The organism is Thermotoga sp. RQ2 (assembly GCF_000019625.1).
Classification (GTDB): Bacteria; Thermotogota; Thermotogae; order Thermotogales; family Thermotogaceae; genus Thermotoga; species Thermotoga maritima.
Map to the genome: position 1 here is coordinate 1,446,265 of NC_010483.1, position 22,467 is coordinate 1,468,731.

Consider the following 22,467-nt stretch of genomic DNA (forward strand, 5'->3'; position numbering starts at 1 on the left):
CTCTGTGGAACTGGTCGTTGATGCTCGTGAACTCAAAGAGTGGGTTTATCTGCTCGATAAACTGGTTGGAACGACCGAACCAACTGCGAGATTCCTCAGTTTCTTTTACAGAGATGGACTCTGGGTGAGTGCGAGTGACAACTGCGCCAAAGTGGAGATATTTCTGGGGGAGATACCTCGATTCGAAGACAGCAGGATCGTTTCATTGGATCTGGTGAAGTATTTTTTGAGTGACGTTAAGGTCAGTGATGTTCGAATCACCGTCCTTCAGGAACGGCTCGTTCTGAAAGCGGGAAATGAAGTTCTGGACGTTCGGTGCAAAACGGGAGAAATTCCTCCAGGAGATGGCGAAGAGGAATTTCTCTGCACCCTTACCAAGCGTGAATTCGAAGGAGCGTTGAATTTTGCCAGCTCCAATCTTGACGAAGGAGAATTCCTGATTCTTCTTTTTGAAGAAAAGGATGTTTTGATGTTTGGAGCGTCAGCGGGCATTATGACCCTTGCACAGATTTCTACTATTCCAAAGAAGCCCTTTTCTACGAAAATTCCATACGTCACGGTGAGGCACATTTTCAAGGCTCTTCAAAGGCTGGATGTTCAGACTCTGGACTTCTATGAGAAATCTGGAAAACTCGTGGTGAAGTATCCTCATTTCGTGATGGAAGTCTGCGGTGACGAAGTGGGCGAAGAGGAGATCAAAAAACTGAGGGCTTTGCTGAAAGAAAAGACCGCAGAACGAATAGATGCAAGGAGACAGGTTCTCGCAAAGCTTGTGAGAAAAGCCGCAGTGCTTTCAAGAGGAGACTACGCTACGATCTCAAGAAGGGGAGAAAGCCTGAAGGTTCAGGTGAAGCGAAAGAATCTCAGCTACACTGCAGAACTCTTCGTGGAATCTGGAAGAGATTTTGTTGTGGTGTTTCCTTCGAAGAAACTGAGAAGTGCCCTCGCACGGATGGACACCGAAAGGATATTTCTTGAGATCACAGAAAGGTTCCTGAAGATCTCCAATTTTTCAGGAACCAGAGTTATCTACCTTGAACTTGAGGAGTTCTTCTAATTCCTCCTCGGAGAAAACGTATTTTGTGTTGCACCACTTACAGACGACCTCTCCTTTCCCTTCTTTTCGCATGTCCTCCAGTTCTTTTTTGTCCAGAACGAGAAGGGCGTTTTTGGCTTTTTCCCTGTTGCAATCACATTTGTACCTTATTTCCGCTGTTTCGACGAATCCTACCTTCTCACCGAATATTCTTTCCAGAACGTCCAGAGGTTCTGCTTTTTGGAAAAGCTCGGTTATGTACGGAAGATTCTTTATGTTCCTTTCGATCAATTCCACCTTCTCCTGTTCAAGGGTGCGATCGATGATTTGAACGGCGAATCCTCCCGCGATCTTCACACCGCCTGAGTCCACAAGAACACCGATGGAAAAAGCGGATGGTATCTGTTCAGAAACCGCGAAATAATAAGCCAGGTCTTCGGCGATCTCACCGCTCACCAGAGGCACCTGAGAGACAAAGGGAGTTTTCAATCCCAGATCTCTTACCACTCTGAGAACACCCTGACCGATAGCACCGGCGACATCGAACTTTCCCTTTTCATTTAGGGGCAATTCCACCTTGGGATTTGCCACATATCCCCTGACAGTGAATTCGCTGGTCGACTGTGCAACGACTCTCCTTATCGGTCCGCTTCCCTCTATGTCCAGCGTCCACCTTTCTTTTTCGGCGAGCCATGGTGTTACAAGAGCCGCACCGATGAGGGCTCTTCCGAGTACCACCGTGGCGAGGTATGAAAGGACGTGCCTGTTTCGAGCCTCTTCCACCACTTCTCTCATTCGAACGATCGAAAATCTCACCTTGTGATCGAACATCGTGCCATAGTAAATCATGGTATCCTCTCCCATTCTCTGGCGATGATTCTCGCCAGTTCCAGATCTTCTTTAAACGTCACTTTGAAACACAAAGGATCTCCCTCGACCAAGGCTATTTTCACTCCGAGCTTTTGAACGGGTTCCGTGTCGTCTGCCCATTCGCCACCGTTTTCATGGGCCTCTTTCAAAATCTCGTAAGAAAAAGCCTGCGGTGTAAGAATTCTGTACACTCCTTTTCTTGGGATGTATTCTATTCTGTCGTTCTCAACTCTTACGAGTGCGTCGGAATTCTTCAACGCGAGGGTTGCTGCTCCCGTTTCGCGGGCTCTTCTGAGAACCTCCGACACGTGTTTCTTCCTCAGAAACGGCCGTGCTGAGTCGTGTACGAGAACGTAAGAGGGAGAGAACTTTTCAAGAAATTCGAGGGCGCTTCTCACACTCTGGCTTCGTGTATCTCCACCCTCGACAATTCCGAGTACTTTTTCGTGGAACACTCTTTTCTCTACAACTTCGAACCACTCTCTTCGTGTCACTATTACAACACCATCTATCGCTTCACTTTTCAAAAACGTAGAAAGCGGATACTCGAAAAGCATCCTTCCCTCTATCTCGAGGAACTGTTTTGGAACGTTTTCAGACATTCTTTCACCTTTTCCCGCTGCAAGGAGAATCGCTACGTTCATGCGTTTTCTGTCTCCTTCTTCTTGCTTTTTTGATACTGATGGAAGTAGTTGAGCTTCAGGGTGGAGAGAACTCCCTCCATTTCTCGGCGAACTTCCTCATCCACGAGGTCCTTTATCCTGTTGAATATCGCGTCGAGCGTGTCTATTCCAAGTCGTGCTTCTTCGAGATCTTGATAGAAATCTCCGTATTCGTCTTCTGTGAGGCCGAGCCGTGCCCAGCATCGAGCACTTATGGTGCTGAAGAAGAGGAGTATGAGATCCTTCATGGAGAGTTTTTCTTTCTTTTCCTCCACGGATCGTCACCTCCTCTCTATCTTCAGACCGTATTCGTCCGCGTCGACCAGAACCCTGTCTCCCTCTTTTATCTCTCCTTCCAGTATTTTATCCGCTATCATCGACTCGAGTTCGAGTTCTATGATTCTTCGAAGCGGTCTTGCACCGAGAGACGGCACGTAACCCGCTTCTGCCAGGTACTCCTTCGCTCTTTCTGTAAGCTCGATGGAGATGTTTTTCTCTTTCAGTATTTCCTGGAGCTGTCTCACCATGATTTCCACTATCTTCTTCACTTCTTCCATCGTGAGCGGTTTGAAGTAAACTATGGCGTCTATTCTGTTCAGGAACTCGGGTTTGAAGGTGTTTCGCAGTTCTTTTTCTATCTCAATTCTCACACTGTTTTCCGACATTTCGAGGATCTTCTCACTTCCTATGTTGCTCGTCATGATGATGATGGTGTTTCTGAAGTCCACGGTGTTTCCTTTTCCATCAGTCAATCGCCCGTCTTCGAACACTTGAAGCAGGATGTTGAATACGTCTGGATGCGCCTTTTCTATTTCGTCGAGGAGAATCACACTGTAAGGCCTTTTTCTCACAGCCTCGGTGAGCTGTCCTCCCTCTTCATAACCCACGTAACCCGGAGGTGCTCCTATGAGTCTGGCAACGGAGTGTTTCTCCATGTATTCACTCATGTCGAGCCTGATCATGGCGTCTTCGCTGCCGAAGAGCACGTCTGCAAGAGTTCTGGCGAGCTCCGTCTTTCCCACGCCCGTTGGTCCGAGGAACAGAAAGACACCGATGGGCCTTCTCGGATTCTTGATACCAACCCTTGCACGTCTTATGGTCCGTGCCACTATCTTCACGGCTTCCTCCTGATTCACCAGGCGCTGGTGTATGAATTCTTCGAGTTTCAGGAGTTTCTCTCTTTCGGATTCCATGATTCGAGACACGGGAATGCCAGTCCACTGTTCCACAATCTTTGCCACAACGTTCTCATCGACAACAGGTTCCACCTTTTCTTGTTTTTTACTCTTTTCTTCGTATTCGTTTTTCAATTTCTGGAGTTCGACCTTCAGCTTTGCCGCTTCTTCGTACTCTCCCTTCACAACGGCGTCGTTTATTTTGTCTTCAAGGTTTTTGATCTCTTCTTCGAGTTTCAGGAGTTCTTCTGAAGGGTACGAGGATTCAAGACGCACGTACGCTGCCGCTTCGTCTATCAGATCAACGGCCTTGTCCGGGAGGAATCTGTTGGTTATGTATCGTGCGGAGAGTTTCGCCGCAGCCTCCAGAGCGTCATCCGTTATCTTCACGTGATGATGTTCTTCAAAGACCTTTCTTAATCCTTTCAGTATTTCAATTGTCTGCTCGACCGTCGGCTCTTCCACCATGACCGGCTGGAATCTTCTCTCAAGCGCCCTGTCTTTCTCTATGTATTTTCTGTACTCTTCAACGGTGGTCGCTCCTATTATCTGAATCTCTCCCGTTGTGAGTTCTGGTTTCATTATGTTCGCGGCATCGAGAGCACCTTCGGCTGCTCCCGCTCCTACCACCGTGTGCACCTCGTCGATGAAGAGTATTACTTCTCCTTTTTTCCTCTTCAATTCATCGAGAAGACGTTTCAGTCTTTCTTCAAAATCTCCTCTGAAACGGGTCCCTGCCACCAGTCTGCCCATGTCGAGTTTCAAGACTCTGACGTTTCTCAAAAACAGAGGAACTTTCCCTTCAACTATTCTCTGGGCGAGCCCCTCGACAACGGCTGTTTTTCCCACCCCCGGGTCTCCTATGAGGACCGGATTGTTCTTCGTTCTTCTGGACAGTATCTGTATCACCCTTCTGATTTCCTTTTCACGATCCACTACAGGCATGAGCTTTTTTTCGCGGGCTAGCTGTGTGAGATCCACTGTGAAGCGAGCGAGCGCTTCCACGTTCTCTGCTTCATCTGTTTTACCCGTTGATCTGATCTTCCTTATTGCTTCGTAGACTCTCTCAGGTGTTACACCGTATCTCGAAAGGATTCGGAAGGCCGTGGAATCAGGTGACAGGACCATCCCCAAAATAAGGTGCTCGGTTCCTATTTTTGAATCTCCCATTCTTCTCGCTTCTTCTCGCGCTTTTTCAATGACATGCCTCGCGTCCGGAGTTATGAAAATCTGAGAAACAGATGCTCCTTCAGGGACTCTAACCCCGTATTTCCCAATGAACACCTCCACCTCATCTTTGAGCCTGTTTATGTCCACGTTCAGCTCCTTCAGAAGTTCTACACCAACGTTGTTTCCTTCTTCCAGAATCGCGAGCAGTATGTGCTCACTGGAAAGCTGGTTTTGTCTGTATCGGGTCATTATATCCTGAATGCTCATCATCACTTTCTGCGCCTTTTCCGTGTACTCTTCCAGATTGAACATGTGGTATCACCTCCCAGAAAAATCTTACCACGTGGTGTGTTAATATTTCTAATAAAGACACCGGAAGGAGATGATTATGAAGAAGAATCTGCTTTTAGCTCTGATCATAGGCCTCGGTGCCACGGCTCTCATGGTTTCCTTTTGGGGCAGCGGTGATGCGTGGAAGGAGTTGAAGAACGTAGAACCGATCTTTTTGATGGTTCTTTCACTGAACTTTTTAGGTATTGTTTTAGTGGACGCCCTCAGAACCAAGATACTTCTGAAAGATGTTCCTTTCGGAACCTGTGTGGCCAACTCTCTTTGGGGATTCTATGTGGGGGCAATAACACCTTTCGCTGCTGGAGGGCAACCCTTCCAGATCTACCATCTCACGAAGGCTGGAATTCCCTTTGAAAAATCGGCCTCTGCGGTAGCGGTGAGGTTTTTCTCTTCTTTTTCATTTTCCATCATCTCCGGTTTTGTCTTCTTCATGGTCTATCTTGATACCTTCGAAGAACTCGGTATCCTCGGAGACCTTTTCTTTGCAGGAATAGTTCTGGCTTTTCTCTTCTATGTTTTCATAATCCTCCTGTCTTTCAGTAAGGGTTTTCTGCGAAGATTCTTCATGTCGAGACCTGTTTTGAAGATCTTCATGTTTTTCTCCAGAAAATCTGAAGATGATTTGAAAAGGCTCGTGGAGGAAAGAATACTTGGATACGTTTCGGCCACCAGGGAGTTCTGGAGAGCTTCCAAACTGAAGTTTTTAGCGGTAGCGATTCTGTCGGGTTTGATGGTCGTGCTAATACACACGAGTACTTATTTTGCGATGAAAGCCGTCAATCGTAATGTGAATGTTTCTCTGTTCCAGGTGGTCAGTATCCAGCTTGCTCTCAGCCTGATTGTGTATTTTGCTCCTACACCCGGTGCCAGCGGTGCAACGGAACTGGCTTACTACGTTGTATACTCGAACATAATCGAAAAGACTGATGCGATGGTATCCATGCTCGTCTGGAGATTCTTCAATTATTATCTGTTCATAATTTTGGGGATTCTTCTTGGACTGGGGAGGTTAACAAAAAAACCGGAGGGAAAATCCTCCGGCTGATTTTGTGGTGCCGAGGGCGGGACTTGAACCCGCACGGGCCGAAGCCCACATGGCCCTCAACCATGCGTGTCTGCCAGTTCCACCACCTCGGCAACTCCGACATATATAATAGCACAGGTTTTCACCCTTTTCAAGTACCCTCATCGGAAATTTTTCTGTTAAATGTTGAACGGCATCGAACTGGATGGTTGACATAGTCAGATGCTTGTAGTATCATAATTAAACGGAATGGGTGCGTAGCTCAGTGGGAGAGCGCTTCCTTGACGAGGAAGAGGTCGCAGGTTCAATCCCTGCCGCACCCACCACAGAGGAGCCTTCAGGCTCCTCTTTTCTTTTTCAGAACGAAGAATATATGACCGGCCTTCCAGATGATGTTTCTGTCCTTTGAAAGTTCCCGTTCCAGCTGGAAGATGGTTTCTTTCCTTTCACTGATCTGTTCGTCCGAGTATTCCATCACACCGATTCCGCGGATATCTACCGTCTCAAATCCTTCCAGAGAATCCAAATCTTCTGGTTTGAAGGCGTAAGAATTGAAAGAAAAGAGTGTGGTTCCCACACTTGTGGTTTGTGTTTTCAAAAAGCGTGTTATTTGATCCCACGCGTCTTTCTCGATCATCTGCTGAAGGAAAGTGTAAAAGTTGTCTACGGTTGCTATCAACAATCCATCGGGTACAAGCACTCTTCTTATCTCTGAAAACGCTTTATCCTTGTTTTCAACGTAGCTTAGAACATCACCGAGAGCGAGAACTGCTTCGAAAGCACCTGAAGGAAAGGGGAGATCTTCCGCTTTGGCTTCAACGACGTTTTTAACCCCCTTTTCCCTCGCAACCTCCAGCATCTCTTTCGATGGATCGACGAGAACTACTTCGAAACCTCTTTCCTGCAAGAACAGACTCCACTTTCCGGTTCCTCCACCGAGATCGAGAACTCTGCAGGGGTTTTTCAAATACTCCTCTAAGAAAGATCCGATCAGTCTGTGATAGAGCTTCCACTTCGGTGTTTCGTACATACTGTCGTACGCTCTTGCTATTCTGTCGTAGAATTCCCATGGCCTCAGTTTCATCGTTTCACCTTCAGAAAAACAAGTTCGGTCTCACCGTAATCTTTTCTTTTGACGACTTCAAAGTTTGAAAAATCCAGTTCGATTCTCTTACTCTTCTCCAGAACAGCCAAACTGTTTTCTTTCATGACTTTCGGAAGCAAGGAAAGTGTTTTGTTTATGATCTCTACATCGTTGTACGGAGGATCGAGAAAGACAACGTCGAACTTTTCATCGGTGTTTTGAAGAAAGTCCACTACGTTACTGTGAATGATCGTGGCTGTCTCGTTGAGTGATTCGAGATTCTTTCTGCATATACTGAGGGCACGCTTTGATCTGTCAACACAGACCACTCTTTCCGCTCCTCTGCTCAGAGCCTCACAGCTCACCACGCAGCTTCCGCAGAAGAGTTCGAGAAAGCTTTTTCCCTCGACGTCTATCATGTTGAACAGGGCGCTTCTCACAGAAGACATGGTGGGTCTGAAGAAATTTCCTGTTTTTAACTTCCTTCCCCTGTACTTTCCCCCTGTTATTCTCGTTTCTCCCATAAGAGTTTCATCACTTCCTCTACCTTCTTTTCGAGATCTTCGAGAGTGGAATTGTTCGCTACTACTATTCCCTGTGGAACGATGTCTTCCTGAAACTTCAAACGTCTGTCGGCTTCTCTGTTTCTCTCCAGTATCTTCTCTCTGCTTGCGACTACTGTGATGACGTGATCGCACAGCTGATCCAGTCCCATTCTTTTCAGAAGAGCGGCCTCTATTACTACGAGGCCGCTCGTTTTGTTTATTATTTCCTGTACCCTCTTCTTCATCAAGGGATGGACGAGCGATTCGAGCTTCTTCAGGTTTTCCTGCGATTCGAAGACGATGCCGGCAAGTTTTCTTCGGTTTACTTTCCCGTCTTCCAGAACAGATCCTCCAAAAAGCTCGACGAGCTTTTCCTTCACTTCTTCGAGCGCTTCATGACCTATTCTATCCACGTTCACAACGTGGGCTCCGTATTTGTTCTTTAGAATCTCGCAGACGGTAGACTTTCCCGTTCCTATCTTTCCTGTAACACCGATCACCATACTCTCTTTGCCTTTTTCTCCAGTTCGTTCTTGAACCTTTCATATTCATCTTCGGCAAGAAAGATGACACTCGTTGTGTTCAGTTCCTCGATGACTTTTGCGATCCTCTCCTCAACGGTTGGATCGTCCGAAACGATGATGTACGTTCCCTCTTCACCGAGAGGTCCACCCTCTATGAAGAAAACTTTTTCTCCTTCACGCATCACTTCCTCGAAGATTTTCATTCTACAATCACCTTCTTCGACCTTTCCTTTATTTCGTAAGTGTAACCTTCTCTTCCCATGAGAGCGAACGTGATCTTCTTCCCGAGCTCCACACCGGGCTGATCGAACGGATTGATCTCAAGAAGATAACCCATGAAGGCGGTGGCTGCCTCGTAGTAAGCGAAGAACTGACCTACGTTGTACGGTGTGAGTCCGTCAAATGTCACTCTCATGTTCGGTCTGTTGTTTTCTCGCAGTGCTTCTTCTGTTCCTGTCTGCTCTGCGAGTAGGAGTTCGGAGAGCTTCTTCCTTGCAAGATAGCTGAGTTCAGCTCTTCCGGTTTCCGGGATCACTATTTCTCTGTCGAAGTTTTCAACTCTCAGGAAGGTTATTACCTTGTCGTTCGGCCCTTCGTTGTAAAGCTGTATCTGTGAGTGCTGATCGGTCGCTCCCAGCGCTTTCACAGGAGTTTGACCGGTGAAAACCTCTTCTCCCTTGAGATTGTACCTTTTTCCAAGACTTTCCGCCCAGAGCTGTCTGTACCAGTCCACAAGATAGATCATTCTGTTCGAATACGCCATCATCACAGAAATGGACTTTCCTTTATTCAAGTAGAGGTAGTGTGTGAGTGCTATCATTGCCGCTGGATTTTCAAGGATGTTCTCTTTCATGCTCTTCTCGAAGGCATCCTTTGCACCTTCGTGCAGTTCGTCTATGTCTATGCCTTCCGCCATGGCTGAGAGGAGGCCAACAGGTGTGAGAACGCTGAACCTTCCTCCCACTCCAGGAGGCACTTCGAGACTTCTGAAACCTTCTTCTTTCACGAGTTTTCTCAAAAAGCCCTTTTCCGGGTCTGTTGTGATGAGCATGTGTTCTCTTGGATCTAGTCCATAAGCTTCGAGGATCCCACGTGCTATCGAATAGGTCGCCATTACTTCAGCGGTGGAACCGGATTTCGATATCACGTTGAAAAGAGTTGTTTTGGGATCGATTCTGTCCAGAACAGAGCTCATGAGATCTGGATCTACGTTGTCCACCACAAACACTCTGGCGTATCCGTTTCTCTCCTCTCTGGTCATCTCGTTCCAGTTCAAAGGCCTGAGGGAGTAGTGAAGAGCCAGGTTTCCAAGTCCAGAACCTCCAATTCCCAGCACAACGACCGTATCGAAGTTTATTATCCAGTCCTCGAGAGATTTAACAGAATCGATCCAGCTTCTGTCCAGCTTTGCAAAATCGGGAGTGTTTTCTACAAAGTTTCGAACTGCACTTGTAACTTTCTCCTCTACACTTTTTACATCTTCATCTGTCAAACCACCGGAGATGTTCGGTTCAAACAAATTGGAAAAGTCGAATTTTAAACTCATACTTTCACCCCTCAGTAGACTATCAGAGTTTTAACATCGTAACCTTCCAGTCTCTTTCTTGGTTCCAGGTATGAAAGCTCAACAAGGAAAGCGAGAGAAACCACTTCCCCACCGAGTTTTTTAACCAGTCTTATGAGTGCCTCCGCTGTTCCCCCCGTTGCTAGCACATCGTCCACTATGAGCACTTTCTGGCCTTTCTCTATGGCATCCTCGTGTATATGGAGCTGTTCAGTGCCGTACTCCAGCTGATACTCTTCGTACACAGTTTTATACGGGAGTTTTCCCGGTTTTCTCACCGGAACGAAACCCTTTCCCAGTTTGTACGCCATAGCGGCTCCAAGGATGAACCCCCTCGCTTCGGGAGCCACCACGAGATCGAACTCTTTGTCAAAAACGAGTTCACACATTCTGTCGATCGCTTCTTTGAAGGCTTCCTGATTTCTCAAAAGAGGAGTTATGTCGCGAAATACGATGCCTTTCTGCGGGAAATCCGGTATATCTCTTATGAAGCGTTTGAGATCCAACTTAAACACCTCCCACAAACGAGTAATTTCCCTTGTCCAGAGGATATAGAGCGAAAAAGGCACTTCCGCTTCCCGTCATCATTTTCACTATGGAACCATCGCCAAAGTTTCTCAGTCCATCCATTACCTCCGGGTGTTTCTCTAAGAACACCTTCTCAAACACGTTGTAAGAGAGTTTCCTTATCTTTTCGTAATCTCTTTCAAGGTAAGCCCTGTGTAGTTCCTCTACCCTGCCGGGTCCTTTTCTGTACATCTCTGGTGTGAGAGACAGATACATTTCTTTCGTTGAAGAGTGAATGCCCGGGAAGAACAAATCAACAGAGTATCCTTCGATATCCTCGAGTTTCTCCACGATTTCTCCTCTTCCTCTCACAAGAGCGGTTCCTCCGTAAAGAAAAAAGGGTACATCGCTTCCCACCTGAGCTGCTATATTCAGAAGGTCTTCAAGAGGTATTTTGAAAACTTCACCAAGATATCTGAGAACCGCTGCAGCGTTAGAGCTTCCCCCACCGAGGCCAGAACCCACCGGGATCTTCTTTTTCAACGTGACTTTGAGACCGAATTCTTTTCCTGTGTTTTTCCTGAACATCTCCCAGGCTCTTTTGATCGTGTTGTCCGAGGGCAGAGCTACGCTGCTTTCCAGATAGAAACCTCTATCACAGATTTCCACAGTTAGTGTGTCGTGAAGAGAAATCGTCTGAAACAATCCCACTATTTCGTGGTATCCGTCGGATCTTTTTCCAAGCACATCCAGGTAGAGATTCAGTTTTGCGTACGAAACAAGTTCAGCAGAACCGCTGCCGATATTTTCGACCAACCTTCCATCACTCCTGAGAACTTCTCCAGTTCTTCGAGCTTTATGAGTTCCCATTCGAACAGATCTTTTTCTTTTACAGAGAAAAATTTTCCCCTTCCGAGAAATAAAGCACCGAGGTGTACTCTGCTCACTTCGGTTGTTGACGAATTTATGAGTCCGAGAAATTCCAGTTCTCTTAGCGAGACATCTACTTCCTCGTTCACTTCGCGTTCGAGTCCTTTCAAAAACGCTTCCCGTGGTGTTGCTCCGTCCTCTTCTCTCACATGACCGCCTATTCCGAGAGAGTAAAGATTGTGGAGCCTCTTCTCGGACTGTTTCGTTGTTCTTTTTGTGATGAGGACTCTGTCGCCATCCATTATAACTACGTAAGGTATCACCTGTTTTGTCGTTTCATCGTATTCCGCTTCGTCTCTTTCCCGGAAAAATCCGTACTGGTCCAGGAAGTTCAAGAAGTTCTCGAAGTTCACTCTCATGAATCCTTCGAATTCACCGAACTCTTTTAAAAAGTCTTCCGTTTTCACGACCAGTATTCTTTCACTCTTCATTCAATCTCTCCTAATCTCGTGGCCGGGTCTTTTGAAGAAATCTGTCTTTTCCTCGTCGGCTTTGAGCTGTTTCCACCTGTGCGCTGCCATCTCACAGAATCTTTGAAGAATAGCAGGAAGATCGCTCTTCTTGAGAAGATCCTCCCCTATCTTTTCTTTCAGACGCTCGCTCAGGGTGTAGCTCTCTTTCTCTGGTTCGAAAGCGATATCTTCGGTGTATTCTTCAGGCTTGAAATCCTCCAGGACCTTTTCAAGGAACTTAAGAGCGAACTCGATAAAAACATCTCCCACTTCGTCACTTCTTTTGACATCATGAAGGCTTTTCCTGTAGTCTTCTATCAATTCTTTTTCCTGTTTGACAAAAGAGAGGATCTTTTCGCCTTTCTTCATGTGTGAACACCTCCGTTCAGATTTTTTGTTTTTTTAAAGCGATGTATCCAACGGTCAATATTGCAGCTGTTTCGAATCTGAGGATCTTTTTTCCAAGACTCACAATGGTTGTAGAAGATCTCAGTAATTCTCTTTCTTTCTCAGAGAACCCTCCCTCAGGACCGACCACCACCGTTATCGAGCCTTCTAAGTTCGCGTCGAGCAGGTTTTGAGAGGCATCCAGATCCAGTGTTATCACGTTTCCACTGAACTCCAGTTTTTCCAGAAAACTCACCTTTGGAAAAAGATATCTCTTACACTGCTTGGCTGCCTCTCTAACAACGATTTTTGCCTTATCCAGGCTGATCTCGTGCTGGGATCTTTCAAATTTGTGGAAAAAGATCTCGTCCACCCCGAGTTCAACACACTTTTCTATGAGAAAACGTGTTCTTTCCCACCTGCCGATCGGAACAACAACGCTCAATTTCTCAGTGGGTTCTTTTTCTTTCTCTTCTGCCTTTACGATCCTGGCTGCAGCCGTTTTTTTCTTCAAACTTTCAAGAATGCACGTGTATGAAAAGCCTTTTCCATCTGTTGCTTCGATCACATCTCCTTCTTTCAAACGCACGACCCTCATGTGGTGTGCTTCTCTTTCGTCGAATATCACCTCACCGTTTTGAGCCGTTCCGTAGAAAAGATGAGGCACTACGGTATCACCTCGAACCCTGTGTAGGGAACGAGCACCTCCGGCACTCTCACACTGCCATCTGGTTGCTGATAGTTTTCCAGTATCGCAACGAGTGCCCTTCCAACGGCGATACCCGATCCGTTCAACGTGTGAACGTATTCGAGCTTTCCATCCGATCTCCTTCTGTATCTCATGTTTCCTCTTCTCGCCTGAAAGTCCGTCACGTTACTGCAGGAAGATATCTCTTTGTATGCGTTGTAGGAAGGAAGCCACACTTCTATATCGTAGGTTTTCGCGGAGGTGAATCCGAGATCTCCCGTACAGAGCGAAACGACTCTGTAAGGGAGCTCCAGTTTTTGAAGAATGGTTTCGGCGTCTTTCACAAGCTGTTCAAGATCTTCGAAGGATCTTTTCGGTGTGGTCACCCAGACGAGCTCGACCTTGTCGAATTGATGCTGCCTGATCATCCCTCTCACATCTTTCCCGTAACTTCCCGCTTCTCTGCGGTAACAGGGAGTGTAAGCGACGTATTTCTTTGGTAGTTCTTTCTCTTCGAGGATCTCTCCACTGTGAAGCGCTGCGAGGGGAACCTCAGCCGTCGGAATGAGGAACAGGTCATCCCTCTCAGCAAGATAAAGCTCTTCTTCGAATTTGGGGAGCTGTCCGGTTATGGTGATGGTTTCTCTTTTCACCAGGTGTGGAACCCACACTTCCGTGTAACCGTGTTCCTTTGTATGAACATCGAGCATGAAGTTTATTAGAGCCCTCTCGAGTCTTGCGAGTTTTCCATACATAACGGTGAATCTGGAACCGCTGAGCTTGGACGCCCTGCTGAAATCCATGAGCCCCCACGCAGGTCCGAGGTCCCAGTGAGCGAGCGGGGTGAAATCGAATTCTCTCGGCTCTCCCCACCTTCTCACTTCAACGTTCTGGGATTCGTCTTCTCCAACGGGAACGCTCTCATGTGGAATGTTTGGGACCATCAAAAGAAGATAGTTCAACTTCTCCTGGAGTTCTTTTTCTTTTTCTTCTAACGCTTTTATTTCTTCTCCTAATCTTTTCCCTTCCTCGATGAGTGCCTCTGCCTCTGCGTTTTTCCCTTCTTTTTTCAACCTTGCCACATTTTTGGAAATTTCGTTTCTTCTGGATCTCAGCTCGTTGGTTTTCGTGATGGTAGCGCGCCAGTCGGCGTCGATCTTCAAAATCTCATCGATTACAGCGGGATCCTCTCCTCGCTTTCTGAGGGCTTCCTTCACGAAATCGGGATTTTGTCTGATGAGCTTTATATCTATCATCTTATCCCTCCCCTTATCACAATTCTATCAGAAGATGTACCTCACGAACCTTCTGAGCACAAAACCGATCAGGATAGTCCCGGCGATCATGAAGGTGGAAATGGCGTTGACTGTAGGTGAGATACCGAACCTTATCATGGAGTAGATTTGAATCGGAAGGGTGGTCGACCCTGGCCCAGCCACGAAGAAGGTGATCACAAAATCGTCTATGGAAAGTGTGAAGGCAAGAAGGAAGGCAGCAACTATACCGGGAACGAGATTTGGGATGATCACCCTGTAAAACACCTGGAAGTCCGTACTTCCAAGGTCGTAAGCTGCCTCTATGATGCTCTTGTCGAAATCCTGAAGTCTGGAGTGAACGATCATCATAGTGTACGGAATCGAAAACGTTATGTGCGCGAGTGTTATGGTGAAGAGTCCCAGCTGAACCTTGAGCATTGAGAAAAGTAAAAGCAGGGATATACCGATGATCACGTCGGGTACCACGAATGGAAGATACGTGAGAAACCAGATAGAGTTTTCTAACCTGCTCTTTTTCCAGAAGAGTTCTATCGCTGTTAAGGTTCCAATCGCCGTTGATACCGCGCTGGAGACGATGGCCACGATGAGCGAATTTCTGAACGCATGCCAGACTGAATATTCTCTTGTAAACAGTTCCAGGTACCATTTGAGTGTGAAGCCGCTCCAGACAGGAGATTTCGCTGAATTGAAGGACATCAACACCACTATGAAAAGCGGCAAATAGAAGAACACCATTGTCAGGATCACGATGGTTTTTATGAATCTTCCTGGTTTCAACGTTTCTCTCCCCTTTTCATCACAAAGATGATACTCAGGAGAGCGATCAGGGTTAGAATGTTGGACATCGCGGACGCGACGGGCCAGTTTCTGACGGTCAGAAGTTGCCTTACGATCTCGTTTCCTATCATCTTGGAGTTCACGCCACCGACAAGATCCGGTATGGCGTAGGATCCAAGGGCGGGAATGAACACGAAAACGAAGGCTGTGAGAAGGCCCGCTCTGACGTTGGGAAGAAGGACTCTGATGAACGTGTACATCCTGCTGGCTCCAAGATCCAGGGATGCTTCAAGGATGCTGTCTTCCACCTTTTCCATGGCAGCGTAAAGAGGGAGTATAGCGAAAGGAAGGTAGGTATAGACTATCACCAGTATGACGGCGAAAGAGTTGTAGAGAAACTGAACGGGACCGATGCCGAACAGGCCGAGAAGCTGGTTTACGAGTCCGTTGTTGCCAAGAACTATCTTCCAGGCGTAAATTCTGATGAGAGAGTTGGTCCAGAAGGGTACAACCGTCAAAAGCAAAAGAAAGTTTTTAAGCTTGCTTCTGGCTATGTAGAAGGCAACAGGAACCGCCACAGCGAGGGTAATGAACGTCGCAACACCGGCGATCCAGACGGATCTCCAGATGAGCGCCAGGTACCTGGGAAGATAGCTATACGCTTCGAGGGAAAAGCTCCACTTGACCCCACCGTAGATCTGTGGCTCCAGAAAGCTATAAACAAAAACTATTGAGATGGGAAGAATGAAAAGAAAGAGCAACCACAGAAAGTACACGTACTTCATTCTTCAAGCACCTCTACAATGAAGCTGTCATCTGGATTCCATGTGATGAACACTTCATCTTCCCATTTTATGATCGGCTCATCGAGTATGTACCTTGCATGCTGTTTGTAAACTTTCATTATGTAGCCTTCGTCGAGTCGAACGAAGTACTTCGTCTGGTGCCCCATGTATATTTCTTCTTCTACGATTCCGTGAAACACGTTGAAAATTTTACCGGACTGAAATTCCCTCTTCGAAATTCTGATCTTTTCGGGTCTAAGGGTGATGAGCAATCTATCACCCTTCTTTGCTTCCTTGTCTCTGTAACACCTGAACTGGCCGATTCCCGGACTTTCTACGACGTAATATTCATCTTCCACTTCAACAACCTCGGCTTTCATGAGGTTCGTTTCTCCGATGAAAGTCGCTGCAAAGACGTTGACCGGGCTCTCATACACTTCGTAGGGAGTTCCAACCTGAACGATTTCTCCTTCGTTCATGAGAGCGACTCTGTCTGAAACACTGATCGCTTCAGCCTGATCGTGTGTTACGTAAATGAAGGTGATACCGACTCTATCGTGAAGATTGTCGAGCTCGACAAGGAGTTCCTGTCTCAGTTTCGCGTCGAGAGCGCTCAGCGGTTCATCGAGAAGGAGGACCCTCGGCTCGTTGGCGAGGGCCCTCGCTATCGCCACTCTCTGCTTCTGACCACCAGACAGTTGGGAAGGCATTTTCTGAGCATGTTCTTCCATTCTTATGAGCGAAAGCAGTTCGTTCACTCTCTGGTTTATTTCGTTCTCGGATAGTTTTTTGAGTTTCAAGGGGAACGCGATGTTTTCAAAAACTGTGAGATGAGGAAACAGAGCGTAGTTCTGAAATATGATGTTCACGGGCCTTTTGTTTGGAGGCAAATTCAGTATCGACTTTCCATCCAGGAGAACATCTCCACTTTCCACACCCTCGAAGCCCGCTATCACGCGAAGGAGCGTTGTTTTCCCACAACCCGATGGGCCGAGTATGGAAAAAAACTCTCCTTTCTTTATATCCAGGGAGACGTTCTTCAAAACCTGGAAGTCATCGAAAAATTTGCTGACGTTCTTTATTGAAACTTCTCCTCCGATCAACTTCACTCACTCCGTCACATGATGATCTCGAGCCATATTTTGTTGTAAAGTTCGAGGGCTTCTCCCACGTCTTCTATGAATTCACAGTTTTTGAGATCTTCTATGGTGTAAATGGGTTCTGTCTGCATGTACTTTCTGGCTTCCACGTTCGGTGAGGGAAGACCGAGATAATCCGCTATCTTCGCTGCGTTTTCTGGCTCGAGAATGAAGTTGATGAACTTGTAGGCGAGGTCCACGTTCTTTGCCCCTTTGGGGATCACCATGTTGTCGATCCACAACGTACCGCCTTCTTTTGGTATGAAGAAGTCGAAGTATTCTTCCTCTCCTTCGGGTATTCTTTGATAGACGTCTTCTGCGTATCCGTGCACCACCCAGTACTCGTCGGAAACAACACCATCAGCGTACGAAGAGGCGTCGAATTTGGCTATGTTCTTTTTCCATCTGAGAACAACCTGTTTCGCTTCTTCCAGTTCTTTCGGGTTCTTCGTGTTGACGGAGTATCCGAGATACTTCAAGGCAGCGCCGAGGACTTCCCTCATGTCGTCGAGGAGAGTCATTCTTCCCCTGAGGTCTTCTCTATCGAAGATGGACCAGGATTTCTCGTACTCTTTCACGTATTTTTTGTTCACGATGACGACAGTAGACCCCATCATGTAAGGAACGCTGTACTCATGGTTGGGATCGTAAGTGGTCTTCGCGAGGATGTCTTTATCGAGATATTTGAAGTTCGGTATCTTAGAAAGATCGAGTTTCTGGAGCATTCCTTCTTTTTTCATTATCGAGACATAGTCACCGGAAGGGAATATCAGATCGTAGCCTTTTCCACCACCGGCTTTGAACTTGGCGTACATTTCTTCGTTTGAAGCGTAGGTGTCGTACACCACACGGCAATCGTACTTCTCTTCGAATGCTCTGATCACGTCTTCAGGAATGTAATCGGCCCAGTTGTAGATGTAGAGGGTGGCCTTCGCGAAGATCGGGATCGCCAGGACTACCAGCAGGACGAGAAACACCTTTTTCATCATCAATACCTCCCTTCTTCCAATATAAAAAGCCAGGCCGTGTAGCCTGGCTCTCTGGAGGCGGCGGTGGGATTCGAACCCACGAATAGGGATTTTGCAGACCCCCGCCTTTGACCGCTTGGCTACGCCGCCATCCACATAGAATATAATACCACATATGCAAGGGTGTTCAAGATCCCTTAAGGTGACACGTATCGTTCAACAAAACAAGCCTCGGTTTGCTCTCTATTTCCACCACACTGAGGGACGCGTTGTCCAGCTTGAAATTTCTGTGAAGGTAAAGAGGAAGCCCGAGGACCCAGCAAATGAAAGCTCTCAAAGACAGAGAGTGTGATACGATGACCACGTTCTCTGAACCGTTCAACTTCTCCTGTGAGACGATTTTCATGATAGCCTTCACCACACGATTCTGTACATTTCTCATGGATTCTAAACCTTCCATTCCAAAATTTGGATCCGATGACCACTTCTTGAACTCCACAGGATACTCCCTGATGGCTTCTTCCACTGTGAGACCGTTCCAGAGTGATATTTCGCATTCTCTCAGATCCTCTTCGACGATGATTTCTTTTTCAAAGCGTCTGGCGATCTCTTCTGCTGTCTCGAGGCTTCTTTTGAGGGGACTCGAGTAAATGGCATCGACTCTTTCCAGGCTGTTTGCCAGCTTTTTTGCCTGTTCTCTTCCTTTTTCGTTGAGAGGAACATCCGTGATTCCCTGCCACAGACCCTTTTCGTTCCAGATGGTTTCGCCGTGTCTTATGAGATAGAGTTTCATACTTCTATGCACCTCTTTGTGTTAGACTTTGATTGGAGGTGATCGGGTTGAGAAAACTTTCAATCGTCTTTCTGATAGTCGTTTCCGCCCTTGTTTTCTCCTGGAGCGGTCACGAAGGTTTGACCTACTATATCGTGAAAGATATTGTACCAGATGAGATGGTCACCATCACACCGTACAACTACCAGGAAAACAGAGTTTACAATCTCTCAAAACTCATTCTTGAAGATGTGTGTGGTCAAGACACGATATCTGCCTGGGAAGGAGCGATTTTACCTCCAAATCCCCCTCCTGAAGACGGAAAGGTTCCTGTCTGGCAGATCCTGACCGTGTACTCTTCGGAGCCGGATTGGGGAATGGACCAGGGCCTCGATCTGTCACCGTATCAGTTCCTCATAGGAAACAGTCAGGGTGTGCGTCACATGAAGTATCGAATCCTTGGCCTCGAGTTCTTCGAAGCGGACAAGAGTTTTTACTACTTCCACGATATGGCAAAAGAAGCCTTTAGAAAGGGAGACAGATACTGGGGCTACAGGTTCCTCGCCAGGGCTCTTCACTACATCGAAGATCTATCACAGCCCTATCACAACACTCCTGGTGAGGTGGGAGAAATCTTTCAGGCACTCTTCGACAGATCCATCATGAAGATGTTGATGAACGCCCATTACGTGTACGATGATTATTTAGCGTATCTCATCTATTCCGGAGATGAAGAAACGATAAAAACGATCGAAGAAGCTACACCTGTATTTTTGAAGTCCGAGTGGCACCTCGTTCAGGAAGTGAGAAAACTCGCTTTATCGCACTTTCCAAAAGTCCACAGAGAGATAAAGAAGGTCTTTGGAGAAAAACTGAAAGAAAGAACGGGTGATCTGGAAAGCTTCACCGTTGTCTCTGTTGAAGAATTCAGAGAGGCGGATCGGAGAGGAGACCTCGTTCTTTTGAAACGTTACACCCTTGAACTCATAGGGAAGGTATCATCGTACTTGAAGGGATACCTCATAGATTTTCTCAAGGCCGTGAAATCTTTTTGAGCGCCTCTTTCAGGGTTTTCCAGGCAAGAATGAAACACTTCACCCTTGCGGGGTAGTTCTTTATGTCTGACATGAGTGTTACGTTCTTCAACTTTCCCTCATCGAAGTTTTCACCCCGGCTCATTTTTTCTGCCTCTTCGATGAGGGAGAATATTTCTTCTACCCTTTCTCCGACGATCCTCTCCAGCATCAGAGAAGCCGAAGCCTGACTGATAACACATCCCATTCCCTCGAATTTGGCATCTTTCACAACACCGTCTTCCACCTTCAAGTAGAGTGTGATTTCGTCGCCACAAGAGATGTTCTTTCCCTCTTCGATAACGGTGGCATCGTCCAGTTTTCCTCTGAATTTTTTGGAATTCGCGTAGTCCAGGATGGCTTCCGAGTACATCATCTTGAAAACCACTCCTTTACTTTTTTCACACCTTCAACGAGAATTTTAACATCTTCTTCCGTGTTGTAGATGTAAAAACTGGCTCTGCAGGTGGAGTTTGGAAAATCGATTTGCGACTGTTCTTTCAAAATACTCATCAGAGGCTGTGCGCAGTGGTGCCCACTCCTTACGGCTATTCCAAACTCCTGATCGAGAATGTGAGCCACATCGTGCGGGTGTATTCCCTTTACGTTGAACGAGACTATCCCGTGCTGTCTTTCGTCGAGTGGGCCGTAGATTTCTACTCCGCCGATTTTCATCATCTCTTTCAAGGCCATCTGAGTGAGCTGTTCTATCTTTTCATGAACTGAATCGAAACCCGTTTCTTTCAAATACCTCAAGGCTTCCCTGGATGCGACTATATCCGCTATGTTTGGAGTTCCCGCTTCGAACTTGTAAGGTAATTCGTTGAATGTGACGTCTTCGAGGGACACTCTGTCGATCATCTCTCCGCCGTAGAGAAACGGTTCCATCTGTTCCATCAGCTCTCTCTTTCCGTAAAGCACACCCACACCGGTGGGACCGAGCATCTTGTGGAGTGAAAAGGCAAGAAAATCTACTCCTATCTCCTTCGGTTTCACCGGTTCATGAGGTATCAGTTGAGCACCATCCAGGAGAATGATGGAATTAGGAAAGACGTTTCTCAGCTCTTCAACGGGTATTCTTTGACCGGTCACGTTGGAAAGGCCTGTTATGGCAACGACTTTCGGGTTTTTGTCTCTGTGTTTCAACAGGTCATCCATCTCGAGTGTTCCGAATCTTCCCGAGGGCTTGATGAAGTCGATCCTGTACCCATGGAGTTTCGAAAGTCTTAGCCAGGGTACAAAGTTCGCGTGGTGTTCCAGAAGGGAAACCAGAACCAGATCGTCCTTTTTCAATATGCCGCTCCTCAGAAGGGACATCACAACGAGATTTATGGCCATGGTGGTGCCCGAAGTGAAGATTATCTCCTGCGGAAAAACACCCAGGAACTCTGCAAATTCCTCCCTGGTTTCCTCGAGTTCGGTGGTGGCACGCACGGCGAGAGTATGAACTGCTCTGTGAACGTTCGCGTAGCTGTTGTAGTAGAATTCCTCCAGCTTTTTCACAACCTGTTTTGGCTTCAGTGTGGTGGCCGCGCTGTCCAGATAAACGATCCTTTTTCCGTTAATCTTCATCTTCAAAGTGGGAAAGTCCTCATACAATCCTGTTGACAACATTTTCTACCTCTCCTTTCAACGACTCGTCCAGTTCGTCGAGCAGTTCGTTGAACACCCCTCGCACGATCAGCTTCTTGGCTTCTATCTCGTCAACGCCTCTGGTCATCAGATAGAAGAGTTCGTCCTCGTCGAGAGAGGAAGAACTCGCAGAGTGTGAAGCGGTGACATCGTTCTCGTCCACCCAGAGACTCGGAATGGCATCCATTCGAGCGTTTGGTGAGAGAATGAGTGTGTGTTCTGTTTCTTCTGCAACGATGTTCTTAGAACCTCTTTTCACATCCAGGATTCCACGGAAAACGATCTTTCCAGCGCCATCCACCACACCGTTTCCCTTCAGCTTTCCTTCGGCGTCTTCTCCCTCAAATCTCATGAGGTAGAGCAAATCGGTTATTCCTGATCCATTCTGGTAGAAGAACGATTTCATATCGGCTTTGCTCGATTTGTTCAATTTCACAAGGATATGCCCGGTTTTTCTGTAACCGAACGCTTTGAAATCCCTCAACACGAGTCTCGCACCTTCTTCGAGGACGATGAACACGTTGTCGAAAGAAAAATTCCCAAAAAAGTCCAGATTGAAGAACTTCAGCGATGCGTTCTTTTTCACCAGGATCCTCATCACCGTATTTCTGAATCGATCCGTGCTGGAGAGTTTGTAGATCTCCGCCTCTTTTTCGACGACCACGAGTACGTTTTCGATCCCGTCTCCGTCGAATCTCATCACGTGTTTTCCATCGCCGTATACTCTGAAATCCGTAAAGAACGTATCTCCAAGAAGGACGAATTTTCTGTGGGCACCTTCGAAGTCCAGCCTTTCAAGGAGCGAGATATCAACATCGAGGTCTATCCACTTGAAAGACAATTCTGGAAGAGACATACCATCGAGATTACACCTTTTCCATCTCGGAAATCCCCATTCTTTGTACTCCTGGTACTTCTTCTTTCTCCACTCTTTCAGAGGGCCACCGGTGTTCTCCAGGGCCTTTTCAAGCACTTCGTAGTCGTAATCGTTTTCGGAAAAAATCTGAGGAGTTTCCCAAACGACCGCTTTTTCACCGTCATGTTCTATCACCAGAGTCTTTTCCATAATGAACAC

Annotated in this window: 26 protein-coding genes and 3 tRNA genes; 4 read left to right on the plus strand and 25 right to left on the minus strand. The window is 46.9% G+C overall.

What is annotated here, in order from left to right:
* Positions 1-4: 4 nt before the first annotated feature.
* Positions 5-1,057 (plus strand): hypothetical protein, encoded by a 1,053-nt coding sequence (locus TRQ2_RS07400; RefSeq protein WP_012311126.1) that lies wholly within the window; start codon positions 5-7, stop codon positions 1,055-1,057.
* Here TRQ2_RS07400 and hslO read toward each other — a convergent pair.
* Genes hslO through TRQ2_RS07420 form a run of 4 tightly spaced genes read right to left on the minus strand, consistent with a single transcriptional unit; the run spans position 1,013 to position 5,225 of the window.
* Entirely contained in the window at positions 1,013-1,885 is an 873-nt protein-coding gene (gene hslO, locus TRQ2_RS07405) for an Hsp33 family molecular chaperone HslO (RefSeq protein ID WP_012311127.1), read from the minus strand. The two genes, TRQ2_RS07400 and hslO, sit on opposite strands and share 45 nt — an antisense overlap.
* Complete coding sequence (ispD, locus tag TRQ2_RS07410) at positions 1,882-2,550, minus strand: 2-C-methyl-D-erythritol 4-phosphate cytidylyltransferase (protein ID WP_012311128.1); 669 nt, start codon at positions 2,548-2,550, stop codon at positions 1,882-1,884. Before ispD ends, hslO begins: the two co-directional genes overlap by 4 nt.
* Positions 2,547-2,843, minus strand: coding sequence for a DUF1844 domain-containing protein (locus TRQ2_RS07415; RefSeq protein ID WP_011943864.1), 297 nt, complete (start codon positions 2,841-2,843; stop codon positions 2,547-2,549). Before TRQ2_RS07415 ends, ispD begins: the two co-directional genes overlap by 4 nt.
* 6 nt (positions 2,844-2,849) lie before the next feature.
* Entirely contained in the window at positions 2,850-5,225 is a 2,376-nt protein-coding gene (locus TRQ2_RS07420; protein ID WP_012311129.1) for an ATP-dependent Clp protease ATP-binding subunit, read from the minus strand.
* A gap of 76 nt (positions 5,226-5,301) precedes the next feature.
* Between TRQ2_RS07420 and TRQ2_RS07425 the strand changes: the two genes are divergently transcribed.
* Entirely contained in the window at positions 5,302-6,309 is a 1,008-nt protein-coding gene (locus TRQ2_RS07425) for a lysylphosphatidylglycerol synthase transmembrane domain-containing protein (protein ID WP_012311130.1), read from the plus strand.
* 5 nt (positions 6,310-6,314) lie between these two features.
* Here the strand turns inward: TRQ2_RS07425 and TRQ2_RS07430 are convergent.
* Positions 6,315-6,401 (minus strand) — tRNA-Leu (locus tag TRQ2_RS07430).
* 138 nt (positions 6,402-6,539) lie between these two features.
* Between TRQ2_RS07430 and TRQ2_RS07435 the strand changes: the two genes are divergently transcribed.
* A tRNA-Val gene (locus TRQ2_RS07435) sits at positions 6,540-6,614 on the plus strand.
* A gap of 11 nt (positions 6,615-6,625) precedes the next feature.
* Here TRQ2_RS07435 and TRQ2_RS07440 read toward each other — a convergent pair.
* The 17 genes from TRQ2_RS07440 to TRQ2_RS07520 form a co-directional block, all read right to left on the minus strand.
* Positions 6,626-7,372, minus strand: a complete 747-nt coding sequence (locus TRQ2_RS07440) for a class I SAM-dependent methyltransferase (protein ID WP_012311131.1) — start codon at positions 7,370-7,372, stop codon at positions 6,626-6,628.
* Positions 7,369-7,896: a 16S rRNA (guanine(966)-N(2))-methyltransferase RsmD gene (gene rsmD / locus TRQ2_RS07445; RefSeq protein ID WP_011943867.1), complete on the minus strand. Its 528-nt coding sequence runs from the start codon at positions 7,894-7,896 to the stop codon at positions 7,369-7,371. Before rsmD ends, TRQ2_RS07440 begins: the two co-directional genes overlap by 4 nt.
* Entirely contained in the window at positions 7,878-8,420 is a 543-nt protein-coding gene (gene coaE, locus TRQ2_RS07450; RefSeq protein ID WP_012311132.1) for a dephospho-CoA kinase, read from the minus strand. The genes rsmD and coaE overlap by 19 nt, the downstream gene beginning before the upstream one ends.
* The gene (locus TRQ2_RS07455; protein WP_012311133.1) at positions 8,414-8,644 is read right to left on the minus strand and encodes a hypothetical protein; all 231 of its coding nucleotides are present in this window, start codon (positions 8,642-8,644) and stop codon (positions 8,414-8,416) included. Before TRQ2_RS07455 ends, coaE begins: the two co-directional genes overlap by 7 nt.
* The gene (locus TRQ2_RS07460) at positions 8,641-9,987 is read right to left on the minus strand and encodes a glucose-6-phosphate isomerase (protein ID WP_012311134.1); all 1,347 of its coding nucleotides are present in this window, start codon (positions 9,985-9,987) and stop codon (positions 8,641-8,643) included. Before TRQ2_RS07460 ends, TRQ2_RS07455 begins: the two co-directional genes overlap by 4 nt.
* An 11-nt stretch (positions 9,988-9,998) precedes the next feature.
* Positions 9,999-10,511, minus strand: a complete 513-nt coding sequence (gene apt / locus TRQ2_RS07465) for an adenine phosphoribosyltransferase (RefSeq protein ID WP_012311135.1) — start codon at positions 10,509-10,511, stop codon at positions 9,999-10,001.
* Between the two features lies 1 nt (position 10,512).
* Positions 10,513-11,328, minus strand: coding sequence for a 4-(cytidine 5'-diphospho)-2-C-methyl-D-erythritol kinase (gene ispE, locus TRQ2_RS07470; protein WP_012311136.1), 816 nt, complete (start codon positions 11,326-11,328; stop codon positions 10,513-10,515).
* Complete coding sequence (locus TRQ2_RS07475; RefSeq protein ID WP_012311137.1) at positions 11,274-11,873, minus strand: NUDIX domain-containing protein; 600 nt, start codon at positions 11,871-11,873, stop codon at positions 11,274-11,276. The genes ispE and TRQ2_RS07475 overlap by 55 nt, the downstream gene beginning before the upstream one ends.
* On the minus strand, positions 11,874-12,263 hold the full coding sequence (locus tag TRQ2_RS07480) for a hypothetical protein (RefSeq protein WP_012311138.1): 390 nt from the start codon (positions 12,261-12,263) through the stop codon (positions 11,874-11,876).
* A gap of 16 nt (positions 12,264-12,279) precedes the next feature.
* Positions 12,280-12,948 (minus strand): 16S rRNA (uracil(1498)-N(3))-methyltransferase, encoded by a 669-nt coding sequence (locus tag TRQ2_RS07485; protein ID WP_012311139.1) that lies wholly within the window; start codon positions 12,946-12,948, stop codon positions 12,280-12,282.
* On the minus strand, positions 12,948-14,225 hold the full coding sequence (gene serS, locus TRQ2_RS07490) for a serine--tRNA ligase (RefSeq protein ID WP_012311140.1): 1,278 nt from the start codon (positions 14,223-14,225) through the stop codon (positions 12,948-12,950). Before serS ends, TRQ2_RS07485 begins: the two co-directional genes overlap by 1 nt.
* Positions 14,226-14,252: 27 nt before the next feature.
* Positions 14,253-15,023: an ABC transporter permease gene (locus TRQ2_RS07495; RefSeq protein ID WP_012311141.1), complete on the minus strand. Its 771-nt coding sequence runs from the start codon at positions 15,021-15,023 to the stop codon at positions 14,253-14,255.
* Positions 15,020-15,808, minus strand: a complete 789-nt coding sequence (locus tag TRQ2_RS07500) for an ABC transporter permease (RefSeq protein WP_012311142.1) — start codon at positions 15,806-15,808, stop codon at positions 15,020-15,022. Before TRQ2_RS07500 ends, TRQ2_RS07495 begins: the two co-directional genes overlap by 4 nt.
* Positions 15,805-16,911 carry an ABC transporter ATP-binding protein gene (locus tag TRQ2_RS07505; RefSeq protein ID WP_012311143.1) on the minus strand — a complete coding sequence of 369 codons (1,107 nt, stop codon included), beginning with the start codon at positions 16,909-16,911 and terminating at the stop codon, positions 15,805-15,807. The genes TRQ2_RS07500 and TRQ2_RS07505 overlap by 4 nt, the downstream gene beginning before the upstream one ends.
* 14 nt (positions 16,912-16,925) lie before the next feature.
* Positions 16,926-17,936 (minus strand): extracellular solute-binding protein, encoded by a 1,011-nt coding sequence (locus tag TRQ2_RS07510; RefSeq protein WP_012311144.1) that lies wholly within the window; start codon positions 17,934-17,936, stop codon positions 16,926-16,928.
* 52 nt (positions 17,937-17,988) lie between these two features.
* A tRNA-Cys gene (locus tag TRQ2_RS07515) sits at positions 17,989-18,065 on the minus strand.
* 37 nt (positions 18,066-18,102) lie between these two features.
* On the minus strand, positions 18,103-18,708 hold the full coding sequence (locus tag TRQ2_RS07520) for a histidine phosphatase family protein (RefSeq protein ID WP_011943879.1): 606 nt from the start codon (positions 18,706-18,708) through the stop codon (positions 18,103-18,105).
* Between the two features lie 47 nt (positions 18,709-18,755).
* Here TRQ2_RS07520 and TRQ2_RS07525 point away from each other — a divergent pair, with 47 nt between their 5' ends.
* A complete protein-coding gene (locus tag TRQ2_RS07525; RefSeq protein WP_012311145.1) occupies positions 18,756-19,742 on the plus strand; it encodes a hypothetical protein in 987 nt (328 codons plus the stop codon).
* Here the strand turns inward: TRQ2_RS07525 and sufU are convergent.
* From sufU to TRQ2_RS07540, 3 genes are read right to left on the minus strand one after another with little or no spacing between them, the layout of a single operon-like run.
* Entirely contained in the window at positions 19,720-20,136 is a 417-nt protein-coding gene (sufU, locus tag TRQ2_RS07530) for a Fe-S cluster assembly sulfur transfer protein SufU (protein ID WP_011943881.1), read from the minus strand. The genes TRQ2_RS07525 and sufU overlap by 23 nt on opposite strands.
* Positions 20,133-21,374, minus strand: coding sequence for a cysteine desulfurase (locus tag TRQ2_RS07535; protein ID WP_012311146.1), 1,242 nt, complete (start codon positions 21,372-21,374; stop codon positions 20,133-20,135). The genes sufU and TRQ2_RS07535 overlap by 4 nt, the downstream gene beginning before the upstream one ends.
* A complete protein-coding gene (locus TRQ2_RS07540) occupies positions 21,352-22,458 on the minus strand; it encodes a SufD family Fe-S cluster assembly protein (RefSeq protein ID WP_012311147.1) in 1,107 nt (368 codons plus the stop codon). The genes TRQ2_RS07535 and TRQ2_RS07540 overlap by 23 nt, the downstream gene beginning before the upstream one ends.
* Positions 22,459-22,467: the final 9 nt, after the last annotated feature.

Bases quoted from the DNA above. Each gene is read 5' to 3' on its own strand.
- TRQ2_RS07475 (WP_012311137.1), bottom strand. From the start codon at position 11,873: ATGAAGAGTGAAAGAATACTGGTCGTGAAAACGGAAGACTTTTTAAAA.
- TRQ2_RS07480 (WP_012311138.1), bottom strand. From the start codon at position 12,263: ATGAAGAAAGGCGAAAAGATCCTCTCTTTTGTCAAACAGGAAAAAGAA.
- TRQ2_RS07455 (WP_012311133.1), bottom strand. From the start codon at position 8,644: ATGAAAATCTTCGAGGAAGTGATGCGTGAAGGAGAAAAAGTTTTCTTC.
- TRQ2_RS07500 (WP_012311142.1), bottom strand. From the start codon at position 15,808: ATGAAGTACGTGTACTTTCTGTGGTTGCTCTTTCTTTTCATTCTTCCC.
- TRQ2_RS07425 (WP_012311130.1), top strand. From the start codon at position 5,302: ATGAAGAAGAATCTGCTTTTAGCTCTGATCATAGGCCTCGGTGCCACG.
- rsmD (WP_011943867.1), bottom strand. From the start codon at position 7,896: ATGGGAGAAACGAGAATAACAGGGGGAAAGTACAGGGGAAGGAAGTTA.
- TRQ2_RS07510 (WP_012311144.1), bottom strand. From the start codon at position 17,936: ATGATGAAAAAGGTGTTTCTCGTCCTGCTGGTAGTCCTGGCGATCCCG.
- coaE (WP_012311132.1), bottom strand. From the start codon at position 8,420: ATGGTGATCGGTGTTACAGGAAAGATAGGAACGGGAAAGTCTACCGTC.
- TRQ2_RS07440 (WP_012311131.1), bottom strand. From the start codon at position 7,372: ATGAAACTGAGGCCATGGGAATTCTACGACAGAATAGCAAGAGCGTAC.
- TRQ2_RS07540 (WP_012311147.1), bottom strand. From the start codon at position 22,458: ATGGAAAAGACTCTGGTGATAGAACATGACGGTGAAAAAGCGGTCGTT.
- TRQ2_RS07460 (WP_012311134.1), bottom strand. From the start codon at position 9,987: ATGAGTTTAAAATTCGACTTTTCCAATTTGTTTGAACCGAACATCTCC.
- TRQ2_RS07420 (WP_012311129.1), bottom strand. From the start codon at position 5,225: ATGTTCAATCTGGAAGAGTACACGGAAAAGGCGCAGAAAGTGATGATG.
- hslO (WP_012311127.1), bottom strand. From the start codon at position 1,885: ATGATTTACTATGGCACGATGTTCGATCACAAGGTGAGATTTTCGATC.
- serS (WP_012311140.1), bottom strand. From the start codon at position 14,225: ATGATAGATATAAAGCTCATCAGACAAAATCCCGATTTCGTGAAGGAA.
- sufU (WP_011943881.1), bottom strand. From the start codon at position 20,136: ATGATGTACTCGGAAGCCATCCTGGACTACGCGAATTCCAAAAAATTC.
- TRQ2_RS07535 (WP_012311146.1), bottom strand. From the start codon at position 21,374: ATGTTGTCAACAGGATTGTATGAGGACTTTCCCACTTTGAAGATGAAG.
- ispD (WP_012311128.1), bottom strand. From the start codon at position 2,550: ATGAACGTAGCGATTCTCCTTGCAGCGGGAAAAGGTGAAAGAATGTCT.
- TRQ2_RS07520 (WP_011943879.1), bottom strand. From the start codon at position 18,708: ATGAAACTCTATCTCATAAGACACGGCGAAACCATCTGGAACGAAAAG.